This is a genomic window from Paenibacillus sp. GL_099_B (assembly GCF_057835695.1).
Genome location: NZ_CM174430.1, coordinates 2,176,897 through 2,191,619, shown reverse-complemented (window position 1 = coordinate 2,191,619; position 14,723 = coordinate 2,176,897). Strand labels below are relative to the sequence as shown.

Annotated in this window: 15 protein-coding genes, 1 tRNA gene and 1 pseudogene; 6 read left to right on the top strand and 11 right to left on the bottom strand. The window is 46.0% G+C overall.

Features of this window, described 5'->3' with window-relative positions:
• Nucleotides 1-83 precede the first annotated feature (83 nt).
• From racE to AC3ITG_RS10305, 6 genes and pseudogenes are all read right to left on the bottom strand, one after another.
• Nucleotides 84-893 carry a glutamate racemase gene (gene racE, locus AC3ITG_RS10330; RefSeq protein WP_489254449.1) on the bottom strand — a complete coding sequence of 270 codons (810 nt, stop codon included), beginning with the start codon at nt 891-893 and terminating at the stop codon, nt 84-86.
• Between the two features lie 224 nt (nt 894-1,117).
• A complete protein-coding gene (locus AC3ITG_RS10325) occupies nt 1,118-1,504 on the bottom strand; it encodes a YtxH domain-containing protein (protein WP_489253669.1) in 387 nt (128 codons plus the stop codon).
• A 186-nt stretch (nt 1,505-1,690) separates the two neighbouring features.
• On the bottom strand, nt 1,691-2,596 hold the full coding sequence (locus tag AC3ITG_RS10320; RefSeq protein ID WP_413377091.1) for a DUF4261 domain-containing protein: 906 nt from the start codon (nt 2,594-2,596) through the stop codon (nt 1,691-1,693).
• A gap of 11 nt (nt 2,597-2,607) precedes the next feature.
• A complete protein-coding gene (locus AC3ITG_RS10315; RefSeq protein ID WP_413377089.1) occupies nt 2,608-3,069 on the bottom strand; it encodes a DUF86 domain-containing protein in 462 nt (153 codons plus the stop codon).
• Nucleotides 3,070-3,242: 173 nt separating this feature from the next.
• On the bottom strand, nt 3,243-3,530 hold the full coding sequence (locus AC3ITG_RS10310; protein ID WP_489253668.1) for a Dabb family protein: 288 nt from the start codon (nt 3,528-3,530) through the stop codon (nt 3,243-3,245).
• A 284-nt stretch (nt 3,531-3,814) separates the two neighbouring features.
• Nucleotides 3,815-4,207, bottom strand: a pseudogene (locus AC3ITG_RS10305) (phage holin family protein); the annotation flags it as partial.
• A gap of 439 nt (nt 4,208-4,646) precedes the next feature.
• On the opposite strand from AC3ITG_RS10305, the gene AC3ITG_RS10300 reads away from it, so the two are divergent.
• Entirely contained in the window at nt 4,647-5,243 is a 597-nt protein-coding gene (locus AC3ITG_RS10300) for a helix-turn-helix domain-containing protein (RefSeq protein ID WP_024629188.1), read from the top strand.
• Nucleotides 5,244-5,908: 665 nt separating this feature from the next.
• On the opposite strand, the gene AC3ITG_RS10295 is transcribed toward AC3ITG_RS10300, so the two are convergent.
• Entirely contained in the window at nt 5,909-7,063 is a 1,155-nt protein-coding gene (locus AC3ITG_RS10295) for a sn-glycerol-1-phosphate dehydrogenase (protein ID WP_489253667.1), read from the bottom strand.
• A 159-nt stretch (nt 7,064-7,222) separates the two neighbouring features.
• On the opposite strand from AC3ITG_RS10295, the gene AC3ITG_RS10290 reads away from it, so the two are divergent.
• Nucleotides 7,223-7,402, top strand: coding sequence for a hypothetical protein (locus AC3ITG_RS10290; protein ID WP_063564909.1), 180 nt, complete (start codon nt 7,223-7,225; stop codon nt 7,400-7,402).
• Between the two features lie 59 nt (nt 7,403-7,461).
• Here the strand turns inward: AC3ITG_RS10290 and AC3ITG_RS10285 are convergent.
• A tRNA-Leu gene (locus tag AC3ITG_RS10285) sits at nt 7,462-7,545 on the bottom strand.
• 232 nt (nt 7,546-7,777) lie between these two features.
• Here AC3ITG_RS10285 and AC3ITG_RS10280 point away from each other — a divergent pair.
• The 4 genes from AC3ITG_RS10280 to AC3ITG_RS10265 all read left to right on the top strand — a co-directional run bounded on the left by AC3ITG_RS10280 (nt 7,778) and on the right by AC3ITG_RS10265 (nt 11,012).
• Complete coding sequence (locus AC3ITG_RS10280; protein ID WP_489253666.1) at nt 7,778-8,965, top strand: adenosylhomocysteinase; 1,188 nt, start codon at nt 7,778-7,780, stop codon at nt 8,963-8,965.
• A gap of 40 nt (nt 8,966-9,005) precedes the next feature.
• Nucleotides 9,006-9,998 carry a Gfo/Idh/MocA family protein gene (locus tag AC3ITG_RS10275; protein ID WP_489253665.1) on the top strand — a complete coding sequence of 331 codons (993 nt, stop codon included), beginning with the start codon at nt 9,006-9,008 and terminating at the stop codon, nt 9,996-9,998.
• Between the two features lie 56 nt (nt 9,999-10,054).
• Entirely contained in the window at nt 10,055-10,450 is a 396-nt protein-coding gene (locus tag AC3ITG_RS10270; RefSeq protein WP_489253664.1) for a DoxX family protein, read from the top strand.
• Nucleotides 10,451-10,652: 202 nt separating this feature from the next.
• A complete protein-coding gene (locus AC3ITG_RS10265; protein WP_376032877.1) occupies nt 10,653-11,012 on the top strand; it encodes a winged helix-turn-helix transcriptional regulator in 360 nt (119 codons plus the stop codon).
• A gap of 77 nt (nt 11,013-11,089) precedes the next feature.
• Here AC3ITG_RS10265 and AC3ITG_RS10260 read toward each other — a convergent pair whose 3' ends face one another.
• The 3 genes from AC3ITG_RS10260 to AC3ITG_RS10250 form a co-directional block, all read right to left on the bottom strand.
• Complete coding sequence (locus AC3ITG_RS10260; protein ID WP_413377076.1) at nt 11,090-12,706, bottom strand: sensor domain-containing diguanylate cyclase; 1,617 nt, start codon at nt 12,704-12,706, stop codon at nt 11,090-11,092.
• A 180-nt stretch (nt 12,707-12,886) separates the two neighbouring features.
• Nucleotides 12,887-13,636 (bottom strand): spermidine synthase, encoded by a 750-nt coding sequence (locus AC3ITG_RS10255; RefSeq protein ID WP_489253663.1) that lies wholly within the window; start codon nt 13,634-13,636, stop codon nt 12,887-12,889.
• A 97-nt stretch (nt 13,637-13,733) separates the two neighbouring features.
• A complete protein-coding gene (locus AC3ITG_RS10250) occupies nt 13,734-14,636 on the bottom strand; it encodes a LysR family transcriptional regulator (protein ID WP_053783582.1) in 903 nt (300 codons plus the stop codon).
• Nucleotides 14,637-14,723 lie beyond the last annotated feature (87 nt).

Genomic DNA, 14,723 nt, shown 5'->3' with positions numbered 1-14,723 from the left:
TCTTTTACTATCTGATATGAACAAAAAAATCCCGGAACACTAAGGGTTCCGGGATTCTTATCAGCATAGAAATCAAAAAAACGCTATGATAATTGCGTAACCTGCCACACAACTGGCGTTTTGGAGATCTGTTCTCCGAGCCATTGGCGGGTAATATTCTGGAACATGCGGGGGTCTCCGGTGCAAAAAAACTGATGGACCGGCGTCTCATCCCCACTGGCCAGCTTTCGTTTATCATACAAAATCGTACTGATTTCCCTCGCCGTTTCATCTGCCGAACTGATCAGCTTCACTTCCTGCCCCATAACCTCCTGAATGGTGTCCATGAGAAAAGGATAGTGCGTACAACCCAGAATAAGACAATCAATCGGCTGTTGTTTAATCTGGCCTAAAGATTGCTCCACCGTACTTGTCGTTTGCTCGGAACGGAATTCGCCTTGCTCCACCAGTGGCACAAGTGCCGGACAAGCCTGACTGACCACATCAATATAGGGGGACAACTGTTTGAGTGCAGACGTATACGCACCACTTCCAATGGTTCCCACGGTGCCAATGACACCGATGCGTCCTGTGCGTGTGGCTGTGATGGCTGCTCGTGCTCCCGGATGAATGACACCAATGACAGGCACATTCACCTTGGCTCGAATATAGTCGAGCGCTGCTGCCGTAGCCGTATTACAGGCGATAACGATAACCTTCGGATTGAACTGGATCAAGAAATCAACGATTTGTTCCGTGAATTGTTGAACTTGTTCGGACGAACGGGGTCCGTACGGTGTCCGGGCAGTATCTCCAAAATATATGATCTTTTCCCGTGGGAGCTGACGCATCACTTCCTTGGCGACCGTCAATCCCCCTACACCGGAGTCTAATATAGCGATTGCTTGCTGCACGAACACACCGCTTCCTTCTTCATTGAATTGGTTCTGTAACAAATTGGTTCCCAAAGCTTTCTCCCTACCGTATGAATTTTCAGGCAAAAAGGTACCTACATCTTACCCGATTTCATCGCAGGGTTCAAACAAAATGCCGTATCGTGCAACTCCTGCACGATCACGCACAACAAAGCAGGCTCCCCTCCAGATGGAGGAAAGCCTGCTCGCGTTCAAGCTTAGCTCTAGATGTTATCTTTGGAGTCGTCGGCAGGAAGCTTGGCGATGACTTCAATGCCTGACTCGGTTGCTCCATCTGCATCGATGGAAAAATCGGAATCAGTAATGACGGCAGATACGCGCACTTCTTTATCTTCAGCGCAATTGCGCCATGATTGGATATCCTGGATAACGACATCTGCCGTCTCTTTTACTTTGGATACGATCTGTGCGCTTTGTTCGCCTACCTTGCTAGCCAGTTCTTGACCCTTCTCACTCACCTGACGTGCACCTTCCGAAATATCTTGACGAAGTTCCCGTCCGGATTTTGGCGCCAGCAGCAGAGCTGTCACTGAACCTACAACCGAGCCAATTAATGCTCCCCACAACAAACTTTTGTTAGAATCCTTCACGTCGCATCTCTCCCTTTACCTTAAATGAAGTACCGAATAACCAAGCAACGGACTGTTGCTCGTCAATCCGGGCGAATGCCTACTCTGTTGATGCAGTATAAGCAGCAAGGGCTTGACCTGACACTCGGATACCAAAAAAAATTCTGGATACCGTTTCCACACCTTCTGACGTTATAGTGATATATCTCAAGTCTGCCGCGCCGGCTCAAGCGGAGCAGCGGCATGTTCATCACCCGGGTCCAGATCAATTACATATCGTCCTGGTGCAATCATCGCCGCTTGATGCTCACAACGCCAGCGTCGTCCGCCTGAAGATCCCAGCGTCTGTCCATCCTGTAGAACATCTCCCTGATCAAATATGTAATAGGCGGCACCCAGTAATGTCTGGGCTACCGTATCCGGATCAAGTCCAATGAAATGACACTGTACATCAGGTACGCCAAGTGCTGACAAACCTACCGTGTCCATAACCAGCTGACGCTGTTCCTCCGTGCCTCCAGCCTGATACATGCGTACATTCATCGCAGCATAGAGATGTTCCTCACGCTCCTGTGACAGCACATAGGCTTCCGGTTCAACCAATTTGTCACTGCCGTACCAGTATAACGCTTCACAAGGCAACACTTCCATGACAGCCTGAATCGTCATTTGGAACAATTCGAGCCGCTGTTTGCGCGGCATGGCAGCAGTGAACATATCATGAAGCCGGATGGAATATTGGATCGTTTCCATAGCTTGTCCTGCTTCTGGCCAATGCCAGGCTTGCTGCAAAGCCCCTCCAAAGCGGGCGCGATCTACAATTTCAGTAATGGGGAGCATACAAGTCTGTGCTGGAATGTTACCTTCCTGAAAAGAAACCTTATGGTCCAGATGGTAGAAAACCAGCATCTCAGGATTATGCTCCTCATTGCCCTGCTTCACGTCAAGCCGGACTTGTCCGGTATGACGGCTCAGTGCATCCTGCAAACGCCCCTGATCAATAACGGGACGTTCCTGAAATAACAGCTCAATCATATATACCGGATGAAATCCGGAAGGTATGTCATTCGTTTCATTATTTCCTTCTCGAGCTTCTTTCCATTCGTTCGTCATGCTGCTTCCCCTCATTCCTTGCTCTGTCCCTCGGCCTGTGCAATCTGGAAAGGTCCGAGTTCTTTTTCCACATAGGTATTGACCTGATGGGAAAAATGTTCCAGCACGCCCGGCAAGTCACTGCTCAGCGGATGCAGTTCAGACCGCTCCCAGCTGTAATAGTCCTGAACGAGCGGCTTGCGCAACGATACGAGGCGACTAAGCACATCATAGGTTGCATGATCAAAAACCTTCTCTTCGTAGTTAATCTGAATAATATCGTCATAGCTGCTCGCATCACGCATGATGAAGCCGTCAATGAGATAACTTCCCACATCCGTAACGATTTCAATCGCCAGATGAAGACAACGTTCCTGTACCAGACCCAGCATGAGACTGCCATCCCAAGCTTGTGACGCGCGGCGAAGACCTTCGGCCACCTCAGGTACGGCAGCAAGCCGGCGGGCAATCTGTTCTCTGTTTACGTAATACAATGCGTTCACTTCCCGTTCAGTGAATTATCGGTTCCTTTTTCCTCTTCGCTTCAGCCAAAATAACATCACAGGACAAGCGATTAGAAACACGACAAAAATATATAAAAATTCCATAACGTCTCTTAAATCGCTCATGCAGAGTCCCCTTTATCCAAAGTAGAATGAATAACAGATTAGATTTCGTAGTCCACTGCAATCGACTGCTCTCTGACCTCGTTCATATACTTGATGACTTCCTGATGCAGCGGATGCACCTGATATGCCTGAAGATCTTCCAGTGATGCAAATTCTGCCGTAAGTGAGATGTCAAAAGATCTCTCCGAACGAAGCACGTCGATACCCACTTCAAGCGAGATCAGAACATCAATTTTCCCTTGCAGATTGCGAAGAACATTCGCAGCCGCTTCGATACTTTCAGGAGAACGATCTTTCATTTTAAAGAGAACAATATGTTTAATCATCAGACAAGCACCTCATTTGAGTATAATAATTGGTATGAATGAATTTTCTTGTATCCAAAATATATCATAACGTCCTCTATTACGAAAGGATACTTGGAAACGTTCTCTTAAAAGACAATCTAATCGGGGCTGCTTTCATTCGCCTTTGATTTCTCTTGAGACATATTATCCGTCTGCTCACTTTGATTTGTCTGTTTTTCCGGGTCAACTTCTGCTGCTTGTTCTTTTGTCGCCTTATTCTCCACATTCGGCTGTGGTTGAGGCCATTCCCTGTCAGACAACCCCTCCTGTTTTTTCAGCACCGCTATAGCCTGTCTCAACTTGTCAGGCAATGGAAGCCCAATGCGGGCATAATTTTCGGTAATGGATATCAGCTCATTCACCAGATAAAAGTAGATGGCTCCCCCTTTAATGATGTCAGTTCCCATGAGCAGGTCAATTCGGTGGGCAAGCAGAATAACCGTTAACATGAGGCCTTTGCGCGCGAGCCCCCAGAATCCAACATTACTATTTAATCCCTTACCCGTTCTGACTGCCGCAGCGAGACCCGTAATATAATCCACAGCCATTGCAACCGCCAGCAAGCTAAGCAGCTGATCCCATCCACCAAAAGCAAACGTCAGGAACGCCCCTGAAATGGCAGCAAAGGTACTTACGGATGGACTCACGTTCCTCACCTCTCCCTCTCACTTGATCTCCATACAAGATATGTAAGAGTAAGAGATTTTGACAGTCCACATGCCTTGCTAAACAAGCGGATTTCTAATTTCAGATTTGTGCACATTGGAAATTGGTTCCTTTAACGGAAAACGAATATTTATGGGTAAATCAGGGAAATAAACCGCATCATATCAACAAAAAATAGATAAAAGTACTATAGTCTCACTAATAGGTAATTAGACTCATTTTATTTTTATTCATTATCTATTTGATCCCTTAAATTTAGTGAAACATTGTAATCTAGGAATATACTAGGATGTGAATTGCGTCTGGTCTAGTTCATAATTCCTCCTTTGTAGCGGATTCACGCATCCGTTCATTTGAAACAGGTGCACCCGGCACTTGAAAGTACCCCCATACTTATTGTAGTATTTGGTTAAAAAAATCGGAGGAAATATGCCTAATCAACCAGAACAACATTCCATCCAGGCGTGGTCTCTGATCAACCGTAAATATTTGGGAAAAGGCGTCCGTGTTAAACGATTCCGAAAACCGACACGCTGTCAAATCCGCAACCGTGTTCTTCTTGCCGTGCTGATGGCCAATGATATCAAGTTGTCTCAGCTCGCCGAAGATCTATCCATCTCTTCACGCAGTGTCAGCGCGTGGGTGTATGAAGGACGGATACCCGGCAGTACCAATTTGGACAAGGCATGCCAATTGCTCGGCTACCCGCGCCACATTCTTTTTAATGAAGAAGTGGTACGCAAAAGCCCTGTCATTTGTCAGCCCGAGCCTTCCCGCTTCATGAAGCGTACGGTGACCCGTTCTCCGGTTAGCAACCGTATTCTGACAGGCTTGTGTATGGTCCATGATTTGTCGGTGACAGATGTCAGCCACTGGATCGGGGTTCACCCCGGCACTTTCCGCAAATGGCTGCATCAGGGAACGCTGCCTTCTGCTGCGTTTCAGGAACAAGCGGAACAATTTTTCCGCATCCCGAAAACTATTTTGTTCGCAGATGTCATCTTGAAAGATCGCCACAATAACTAAATTAGCGAACAACCAAAAGGCTCTGTCCTCCCCCACGGGAAAGACGGAGCCTTTTTAAAGTACCATTTTTATCGTACAGATTATTAGGTTACCATTTCTCCAGTCGGATGCACTTCATATCGTCTCTCAGGGACTGTAAGCGGCCCTCTTGCCCTCCAACCAGCTTTGGATGCATGATCCCTTCCTCCCCAGTCACTCCTTTACCTGCGCCGATACAGCTTGCTCTCTGAACGAGGCGAAAATCACATTGTATAAAGGGACGGCGACTTATACCCATATATACCTCATGGATGCTAACTACCACTTCATTAAATCATTGATCATTTAAAGAAATAGAACTTCATCGTTAGCTTCATTTTCACAATATATTTGTACGAACAATTTATCTCACAATTTTTATAGAAAGTGAAAAAAGCCTGTTCCCCAAAGGAATAGGCTTAATTCACCCTCTATTTCAGCTTGAATAACGTTTGGTCCGATCCATTCCAAACCCTTGTATGACCGTGTTTTCCAAAAATCCATCTGGATATATTGCTTTCGATCAAGCACTAGCACCTCTATTGTAAACAACGGCACTTCCTTGTCTCGTACATTACATCCCGCACTCTTAATTTGTACGTACAACTAAATGCATGAGATAACATCTGTTCATATTTATTTCAACCTTATTTCGAACCCACGTTAAGAATTTCGTTGATATATTTCAGTCCTGTATAACGATTCCGAAGCAAATGAGCTGTGGTGAAAGCATGTTCTACCATCTCCATGGATACACCCAGTTGTTCAGTTGTTGTAGGTCCCCCAACTTGCTCAAGCCAAGCTGTAAGCTGAGATGCATCCGGAAGATTATCGTATATACGGAAAACCGGCTCGTCGGATTCTTGTGCAAGATCTTTGTATTTTACGGTCAGCAGTGCACAGGCCACTCCCACCTTGGCACCATGCAAAACAGGCTTGTGCCCTGCCTCCATCAGGTCCATCTCCCACCGATGGGACAGATGATGTTCTCCACCAGATGCAGGACGGGAATGATCAATGATCAGCATGGAAATGCCGGAAGCAATCAGCGCATCCATCAATACAGTCACACCATCGGCCCGTCCTTCAGCGATACCTTGTACATGCTCCACACAGGTCGTTAGTGCTTCTTCTGTCATGCGATAAGCTACGGGGCAGAACGGTTCTCCACCCAGATCCCTGGAAACCACCCAGTCCGCCAGTGATGTATATTTACCAAGCATATCTCCGAATCCGGCAGCATTCATCTCTTGGGGGGCTTGCTCCAAAATATCGATGTCCGCGAAAATAGCTTCAGGCGGTACCGCCTGGAAAGTCTGTTTGACGCCGCTTACAATAAGAGGTGCACCTGCCGAAGTAAATCCGTCAACCGAAGCTGCCGTGGGTACAGACAGAAAGGGCTTGTTCATTTTGGAGCAAACAAACCGCACCAGATCATGAATGGTCCCTGAACCAGCAGCAATGATTGCCTGACTTTCTTGTTTCACACCCAGAAGTACCTGCATAATCCCGGCCTCGTCGGCGATCACGTCCCCTGCTTTGTTCTCTGGCATGCATATCTCATCCACATGAACGCCCGCTTCTCGAATGTTCGTTACCACCTCGTATCCTGCTGCCGGACCCGTAAATCGATCATATACCACTGTTACACGTCTATACCCTTGCTCGGACAAATAGCCAGGTAACCGCTGAATAGCTCCATGCTCCAGATAGACCTGCATTTGCACCAATCGATGATCATGCCCACAAGTACAATTCTGCGCTTCTTCGTTCCATGCGGCAATTCGCTCGTTCATATTCATTCCCTCTTAACCTCCCTTAAGAAATATCATGCATAATTACATGGTTAAAACCACAAAATGAAAAAAGGAAATAAAATGTGAGTATTTTCCTGATCACACTTTACTTCCTGTTTTAAAAATTTGCAAACCCCAAACTCACATTCCCAAGCAGGTGAACCTATGAAATTAACCAAAGAAATAGGGATTTCTCTCGGATTTCTCGCAGGAACGACATTTGGCAGCGGCATAGCCTTTTTGTTTCGCTTTCAGGCATATGAGGTGATGGCCAGTGTTGCGCTCTTTGGTATTGCCGGAGCGATAGCAGGCCTATGTGTGCAACAATTCATATTCAATAAATAAAAAAACAAAAAAAGCTCGCGAATTGCCTTAATAGCAATTTCGCGAGCTTTTTTCTTCGATGCGGTCGAGAGGACTCGAACCTCCACGGGGGTTAGCCCACACGGACCTGAACCGTGCGCGTCTGCCAATTCCGCCACGACCGCATAATATGTATCTTCTCATCATGGATGAAAAGTACTCCGGTCAAGCAATTGCTTGTTTTACCGTAATTAAGAGTATACATGCTCTGAAATAAGTTTGCAATACCTTTTTCCCAGGTGCAATGAATAGGACATATGTCCTTTTTTAACCCCATCAAACTCCCTATCGTAGACATTACGCAGTTCAAGTGTCCTGTTGGACACGCTATACCTTGCATGAAAAGGAGAGTTTTGCATGACGATCAAGAACACAACACATGAACGTATTGAAGAAGGAAAACGCAGCATTCACTGGACGGAAATGCATATGCCACTGCTGGGCGAATTGAAATCCCAGTTTGCCAAAGAGCTTCCTTTTACCGGTTTAACCATCGGTATATGTATTCATGTGGAGCCCAAAACAGCTGTGCTATGCCGCACACTCCAGGCAGGTGGAGCCAACGTTGTATTGACTGGCAGCCCGGGCACAACCAAAGACGCCGTCGCTGCAGCTCTGCAGGAAGAAGGCTTCACGGTATATGGTCAACGTGCGGACAGACGCAATGAGCACCTGCAAAATATCCACAGCGTACTTCGTCACCACCCCCATCTCCTTATGGATAATGGAGCTGATCTGGCGCGCACGCTCATTCAACAGTATGATCCTAACTCTCTTATTGGTGGTACGGAGGAGACAACGACCGGGGCCAATCTTCTGCGTGAAGAGACGGGTGAGAACATTCCTTTCCCGATCATTGTTATTAATGACAGTCCACTCAAACGAATCATGGAAAATGAACACGGTGTCGGACAGACCATTATTGAAGGTTTCATGCGTACCACAAACCTGATTCTGCCCACACGTCGATTCGTCATCGTAGGTTATGGAACCTGTGGACGAGGCATCGCCAGGTATTTGCGGAATCTGGGCAGCCAGGTCGTCGTTGTTGAAACCGATCCGATTGCTGGCCTGGAAGCGGCGCTTGATGGATTCAGAGTGGCACGATTGGAGGATACATTTGCATTTGCCCAAGTGTACATTACTGTCACTGGCCGTCCTAACGCCATTCTGAAGGAACATTTTAATCAAATGAATGATGGAACGATCCTCGCCAATGCCGGACATTTTTCTTGGGAGATGGATCTGGAAAGTCTCCGTCAGGAGGCGGAGCATACGGAACAACTGACATCGGATATCGAACAATTTACATTAGCCAACGGACGTCGACTCATGCTGCTTACTCAAGGCGAGATGCTGAACCTGACTGGTGGCAGCGGCAACCCTGCCGAAACGATGGATCTGGGCTTGTCCCTGCAAGCCGCCTCCCTCCTATATCTTGTACAGCAACGCCAACATCTCACCCTCGGACCACAGCCGGTTCCTCATAGCGTTAACAACACCATTGCCGGACAGATGCTGAAGCATTTAAGCTACAAAATCTAATCAGTGTGATTGGTGATCTGCATTTAAAGGAGAGGTTCACATGAAAAAAGCGAAACTTTGTTTTATCGGTGCAGGATTCCATGCATCCACGAATATATATCCATCTGCTGTTGAAGCAGGAGCAGACATTCAGGCCATCGCCACCCGCAGTATTGAACGGTCAGGGGCGGCTCTCCTCCGTTTTGGGAGCAGCGGGAAAGCGTATGATAATACTCAGCTGATGCTGCAGAATGAAGACTGTGACGGCGTCGTTGTTGTGGCGCAACCAGAGGATCAGACAGCACTTGCCCTTGAATGCATCCGGGCTGGCAAAAATGTATACGTCGACAAACCCCTCGGATGGAACGCTGCCGAAGCTGCTGCTGTGGCTGAAGCTGCCCAAAAGGCAGGTGTGGTTGTCATGGTTGGATTTATGAAACGATATGCTCCGGTCTACATGAAACTCAAGGAACTGATTGATGGTGGATCATTGGGCAGAGCACGTTCTTTCCAAATGAAATTCGCTGTAGACAGCACACCATTCTGCAAGGATGAGGAACAATTCATAAAGCTCGCTGCCATTCATATGGTCGATCTGATGCGTTTTCTGTTCGGGGAAGCCATACAGGTCACAGGCACAACGGTTACGGACGGAGAACATATTAACCAGAGCATTTCCCTGAAATTTGATCATGGTGTGGTGGGCAGTGCCTACTTTGTTGGCATGAGTGCATGGTCACGCGAGAGCGAAAGTGTACTAGTCACCTTTGACAACGGATTTGCGTTAGCAGATGAAATTAACACACTTACGGTTCATCAATCTCGTACAGGGGATAACCTTCCCTGGAAATCCCTTGAGGAGCAGGATACTGTTTTCACCCCATCGGGCTCTCCCATGTCAGGGGCTTATCGCGATCTCTACTTACGAGGATTTGTAGGTGAGATGGCTCATTTTATGGAATGCTGCCAGAGCAAATCTGATCCACATTCCAGTGGTAAGGATAATATTGAAACCATGGCGCTATGTGATACCATTCTGGCGTCGCTGATCTGACGTTTACATGAATAAGGCCAATCATTTTATACAACCAGAGAAGAGGAAAGAAACACATGTTAGACGCCGGATTACTTATCATTCGACTTGTTATTGGTTTCATTATGATGGGTCATGCATGCAAGAAACTGTTTGGCTGGTTTGGTGGAGAAGGCATATCAGGAACAGCCGAATTTTTCGGGGCAATTGGTCTGAAGCCTGCGAGAGTTATGGCCGTCTGTGGAGGCCTTATTGAATTGATCGGCGGATTCCTGTTTGGGGCGGGTCTCTGGACTGGTTTTGCTGCCATTTTGCTCATTATCCCTATGGTTGTTGCCATAGCGAAAGTCCATGCAGGTAAAGGACTTTGGAATCTGAACGGAGGATTCGAATACAATCTGGTTATGCTCGGATCGCTGATCGGTGTTGCACTTGCGGATGCAGGAGCGTACTCCCTGGACACTTTAATCTAATCAAGCCTTACATTCGTGAGAACCTCGATGTTTCGTGATACGAAACCGGGGTTCTTTGTTGTTATAACATTATGACGATGCATGGGGTTTATAATCCAAGGGAGAAGTGATATGCTCATAGATGAATGATATATACATTTATGTGCTGTAGTACTCTAATGGATACTATTATTAACCACCACGAACTGGAGGTGCAATTATAATGAGAAAGAACCCGAACGATGCGTGTCCCTCGCCTTATGGCTGTTCCGTTGAAGTCACGCTTAGTGTCATCGGAGGTAAATGGAAAGGTGCGATTCTATATCACCTATTCTCCGGTTCGTTAAGATTCAACGAGATCAGAAAATTATTTCCTGATATTACCCAACGGATGTTAACTCTCCAGTTAAGAGAGTTGGAAAGCAGTGGAATTGTTCACAGGGAAATATATCCTCAGGTTCCACCCAAAGTGGAATATTCGCTTACACCGTTTGGAGAAACGCTCCAGCCGATTATTTACAGCATGCGAGACTGGGGAGAACAATATACAAATGAAGTCTTGGCCAGATCACAAGAGGTCTAAACAAAAGACAAAAGAAGCTATCCCTTTCTTAGATGGGATTAGCTTCTTTTGTTTTCGATATGAAAGATGAGTAAACCCTATTTTATGACCGTTTGAATGGTAATGGTACGATTACGGCCCTCTTCCTTGGCTTGATATAACGCATTATCCGCCAAATGGAACAACTCTGTCGCCGTTGTGGAATGCAGCGGATATTCGGCAATGCCTGCCGAAATGGTCACAGAACGATCAATGGGTAATATACTTTGTTCCACCGATACACGGATATGCTCCGCAATCTGATACGCTGTTTTGGAATTCGTATGTCGCAATAACACAACAAACTCCTCCCCGCCAAACCGGGAACATACATCCTGCGTCCGAACCGACAGTTTAATGATATTCGCGATATGCTTCAGAACCTGATCCCCCGCATGATGCCCATACGTATCGTTTATGGATTTGAAGCGATCAATATCCAGTACCACAATGGAGAACGGAACTTCTTCATCAATCCACTGCTGAATGACTTCTTCAAATGTTCTGCGATTGGTCATTCCGGTTAATACATCCGTTCTGGCATCATAGGTAAGCTGATCCTTCTGCTTTCGAAAATTCGCCAATGCAGTCAGCACGGTTCGTGTTAACAAGTCCGCTTCCCTGTTCCAATGCGGCTTCATTACAGGCAGATCTACTTTACCCTGATCCACCTGGTTAACCAGGTCCGCAAGATAAACAAACGGACTAGCCAGCTTGCGCGCTACACGAATAACGATAAGCGTCAGAATGATAAACGGAATTGAAGTGTACAACAGCAACATGCGAATATGTTGATTCAGCTGATCGTATACCATCTGGGTTGGAGATACAACGACAACTCCCCAATCTGTTGTTGGAACCTTATAATAACCTGCCAGTGAATCCACACCAGCCAGATTCTTGTATTGTTCTTTCCCTGTCTGGTCGTTAAGCAATTTCTGCACAACTTGATTTTTGCTTAGATTTTCACCGATTCTTTCCGTATCCGGGTGAAACAACAACGTTCCTTTGGCATCAACAATATAAAAATAAGAGCCATTACTGGTCTTCAGCTGGCTGCCAAATGACAGGTTCAAGATGTTGTTTTCCTGTAGATAGATGCTCCCACTAATTAAACCTTTGAATTCACCTGATGGACTGAAGATCGGTTCACTCACAAAAACGACTCTGCGTTCCGAATAAGGCGCACGATACGCTTCGGATATAAAGGAATCCCTCGATTTGAACGCATATTTCGCTGCATCAGAAGTTATAGGCTGTCCGAGGCTTTTTTCCAAATAAGGAGATGAACCCCGAATGATTCCTGATTCATCTATCAGAGAAACCGAATTGAAATAATTACTGCTGTTTCGAATCAAATCCAGTGTGGAATCCAGTTTTTTGGCGTCTGCATAGTCTATATCCGGAAAATAGTTGGCTGAATACTTCAAACTGCCCTGCATGGATTGAAACAACGAGTCCAATGTTTGGCTCATTTGAACAGCACTTGAATAATTAAGTGAGAGCGTATTGTCAATCAGCGATTGCTTCTGGGATGTATAAGACGAAATAAACATAATGGTCAATGTCATCAAAACGGCAATGGTGACCAATCCACTCAACAGAGCGGTAAGGCTGATTTTTTTGATCTCCCTTACTTTTCTTCTTAATCTGGATGTTTTATTCTTTGCGATCATTATTGCTTCCCCCGGTTTTTCATGAAAAGGCATATTCCTTCTATCTTATACGAAAGTTGTTAAGAAGAAATAAATAGTTTGTGAAGTTCGAATAATTACATAGGAACATTGACGAATTAATGACATTCGATTACATGATATGACACTTTTCTTCGAAATTTTCTGGATCTGTATTCGAGATTAAGATTCATTTGAATCCACAATAACATATCCCTCGCCAGGCTGCTGTTCTACAAACCCAGCCATATGACGTGATTGAAACGAAATGGGTCCGTCACTACCCACCAAAATACGATTTTGGATTTCATCAGTTGTTTCAGCTGGTAATGCAAACGAGCGCGTATAAGCGAAGTGTTCCTGTAACGTGGTGTGAATCGCATTCACTAGTCTGTCATTGCCCGCACGCCCAAATACATTCAGCAATACGATACCACCAGAATGCAATTTGTCTTTTAGCATCGCGAAAAATGAGCTTGAAGTAAACTGTACAGGTGTTCCCGTAGCCGTAAAAGCATCTACAATAATATAATTATATGAGCCTGAGGTTTCCTGCTCCAATAGTTCACGACCGTCACCAACCAACACATGATCTCCAATATATCCAAAAAAAGTTCTGCTGAGCTCAACGACTTCCGCATCGAGTTCTGCCACTTTTACTTGACGGTTGGACAGATAGGTTGATAAGGCTCCAATGCCGTGGCCCACCACAAAAACCGATTCATATTCGGGATTATTTCGTTCCATCAGGTGCACCATCGCTCTTGGATACTCCAGCACCATTCGGGATGGCTCGTCCAGATCCATCGCCCCCTGTACTGCTGCATTGGAAAATTCCAGCACACGAAATCGGCCCTTTTCCCCATAAAGCTTGGATGTATCATATATCGTCAACTCATTCTGTTCACTCTTATTTCGGTATAAAACTCGCACTGACCGTTCTCCCTTCGTACTTTTACGCAAATGATTATACATGTGTTTCTAAAAAAAACCGACTCCGCTGGAACGGAAACGGTTTTTTCATGACCATTTAGGACTGAATCGCCTCATGCAGAGCCTGGACATACTCCACGCCCAGATTGGAAAGCGAAGCATTTTTGTGGCTGATCCAGCCAACATTAATGGTCTCTTCACACTCCAGCGGGACGGGGATGATCTCATTCCCATTCAGGTCGGCACTAAGCACACCTGTCGAGATGGTGTATCCGTTCAAACCGATCAGCAGATTAAACAGTGTGGCTCGGTCGTTAACTTGTATGCTTTTGGGATGAGAAAGCGTGCTTAGGATCTCCTCTGAAAAATGGAAGGAGTTATATTCCCCCTGATCAAAGGACAGGTATGGATAATCCTGAAGCTGTTCAATCGCAACCGATTCCTGCTTCGCCAGCGGATTTTGCACACTGATAAAGATATGCGGCTTGGCAACAAACAGACTGTTGAACACCAGCCCGGCATCCTTAAGAAGCTTGTTAATAACCTTGGAATTGAATTCATTCAGATAAAGAATGCCAATCTCACTGCGAAGGCTTTTTACATCCTGGATAATCTCATACGTCTTCGTCTCCCGCAGAGCCAGTTCATATTCATCCTGTCCATACTGCTGCACCAGCTTCACGAAGGCATTTACTGCAAACGCATAGTGCTGTGTGGAGACGGAGAAATGTTGCGGAGACGGCTTCGCATTCAAATAGCGATTCTCCAGCAATTCCGCCTGCTCCACCACCTGGCGTGCATAACTTAAAAATTCAACGCCTTCTTTGGACAGGGTTATCCCTTTATTCGTGCGTTCAAAAATGGTAATCCGCAGCTCCTGCTCCAGATCCCGAATGGCATTCGACAGGCTGGGCTGGGAAATAAACAGCCGCTTGGCGGCTTCATTCATCGAGCCACGCGTGGCGACTTCAATCACATATTTTAGCTGTTGCAGCGTCAATGCATTATTCCCCTCTCTCTGGTGCGTTACTTGATCATTACTATACCATATTGCAACCTAGACGAGCTCTCTTTCAGGGTACAAAAA

Coding starts and splice junctions, on each gene's coding strand:
- AC3ITG_RS10320 (WP_413377091.1), bottom strand. CDS start 2,596: ATGACGAACGAATGGAAAGAAGCTCGAGAAGGAAATAATGAAACGAAT.
- AC3ITG_RS10310 (WP_489253668.1), bottom strand. CDS start 3,530: ATGATTAAACATATTGTTCTCTTTAAAATGAAAGATCGTTCTCCTGAA.
- AC3ITG_RS10300 (WP_024629188.1), top strand. CDS start 4,647: ATGCCTAATCAACCAGAACAACATTCCATCCAGGCGTGGTCTCTGATC.
- AC3ITG_RS10295 (WP_489253667.1), bottom strand. CDS start 7,063: ATGAATATGAACGAGCGAATTGCCGCATGGAACGAAGAAGCGCAGAAT.
- AC3ITG_RS10290 (WP_063564909.1), top strand. CDS start 7,223: ATGAAATTAACCAAAGAAATAGGGATTTCTCTCGGATTTCTCGCAGGA.
- AC3ITG_RS10280 (WP_489253666.1), top strand. CDS start 7,778: ATGACGATCAAGAACACAACACATGAACGTATTGAAGAAGGAAAACGC.
- AC3ITG_RS10275 (WP_489253665.1), top strand. CDS start 9,006: ATGAAAAAAGCGAAACTTTGTTTTATCGGTGCAGGATTCCATGCATCC.
- AC3ITG_RS10270 (WP_489253664.1), top strand. CDS start 10,055: ATGTTAGACGCCGGATTACTTATCATTCGACTTGTTATTGGTTTCATT.
- AC3ITG_RS10265 (WP_376032877.1), top strand. CDS start 10,653: ATGAGAAAGAACCCGAACGATGCGTGTCCCTCGCCTTATGGCTGTTCC.
- AC3ITG_RS10260 (WP_413377076.1), bottom strand. CDS start 12,706: ATGATCGCAAAGAATAAAACATCCAGATTAAGAAGAAAAGTAAGGGAG.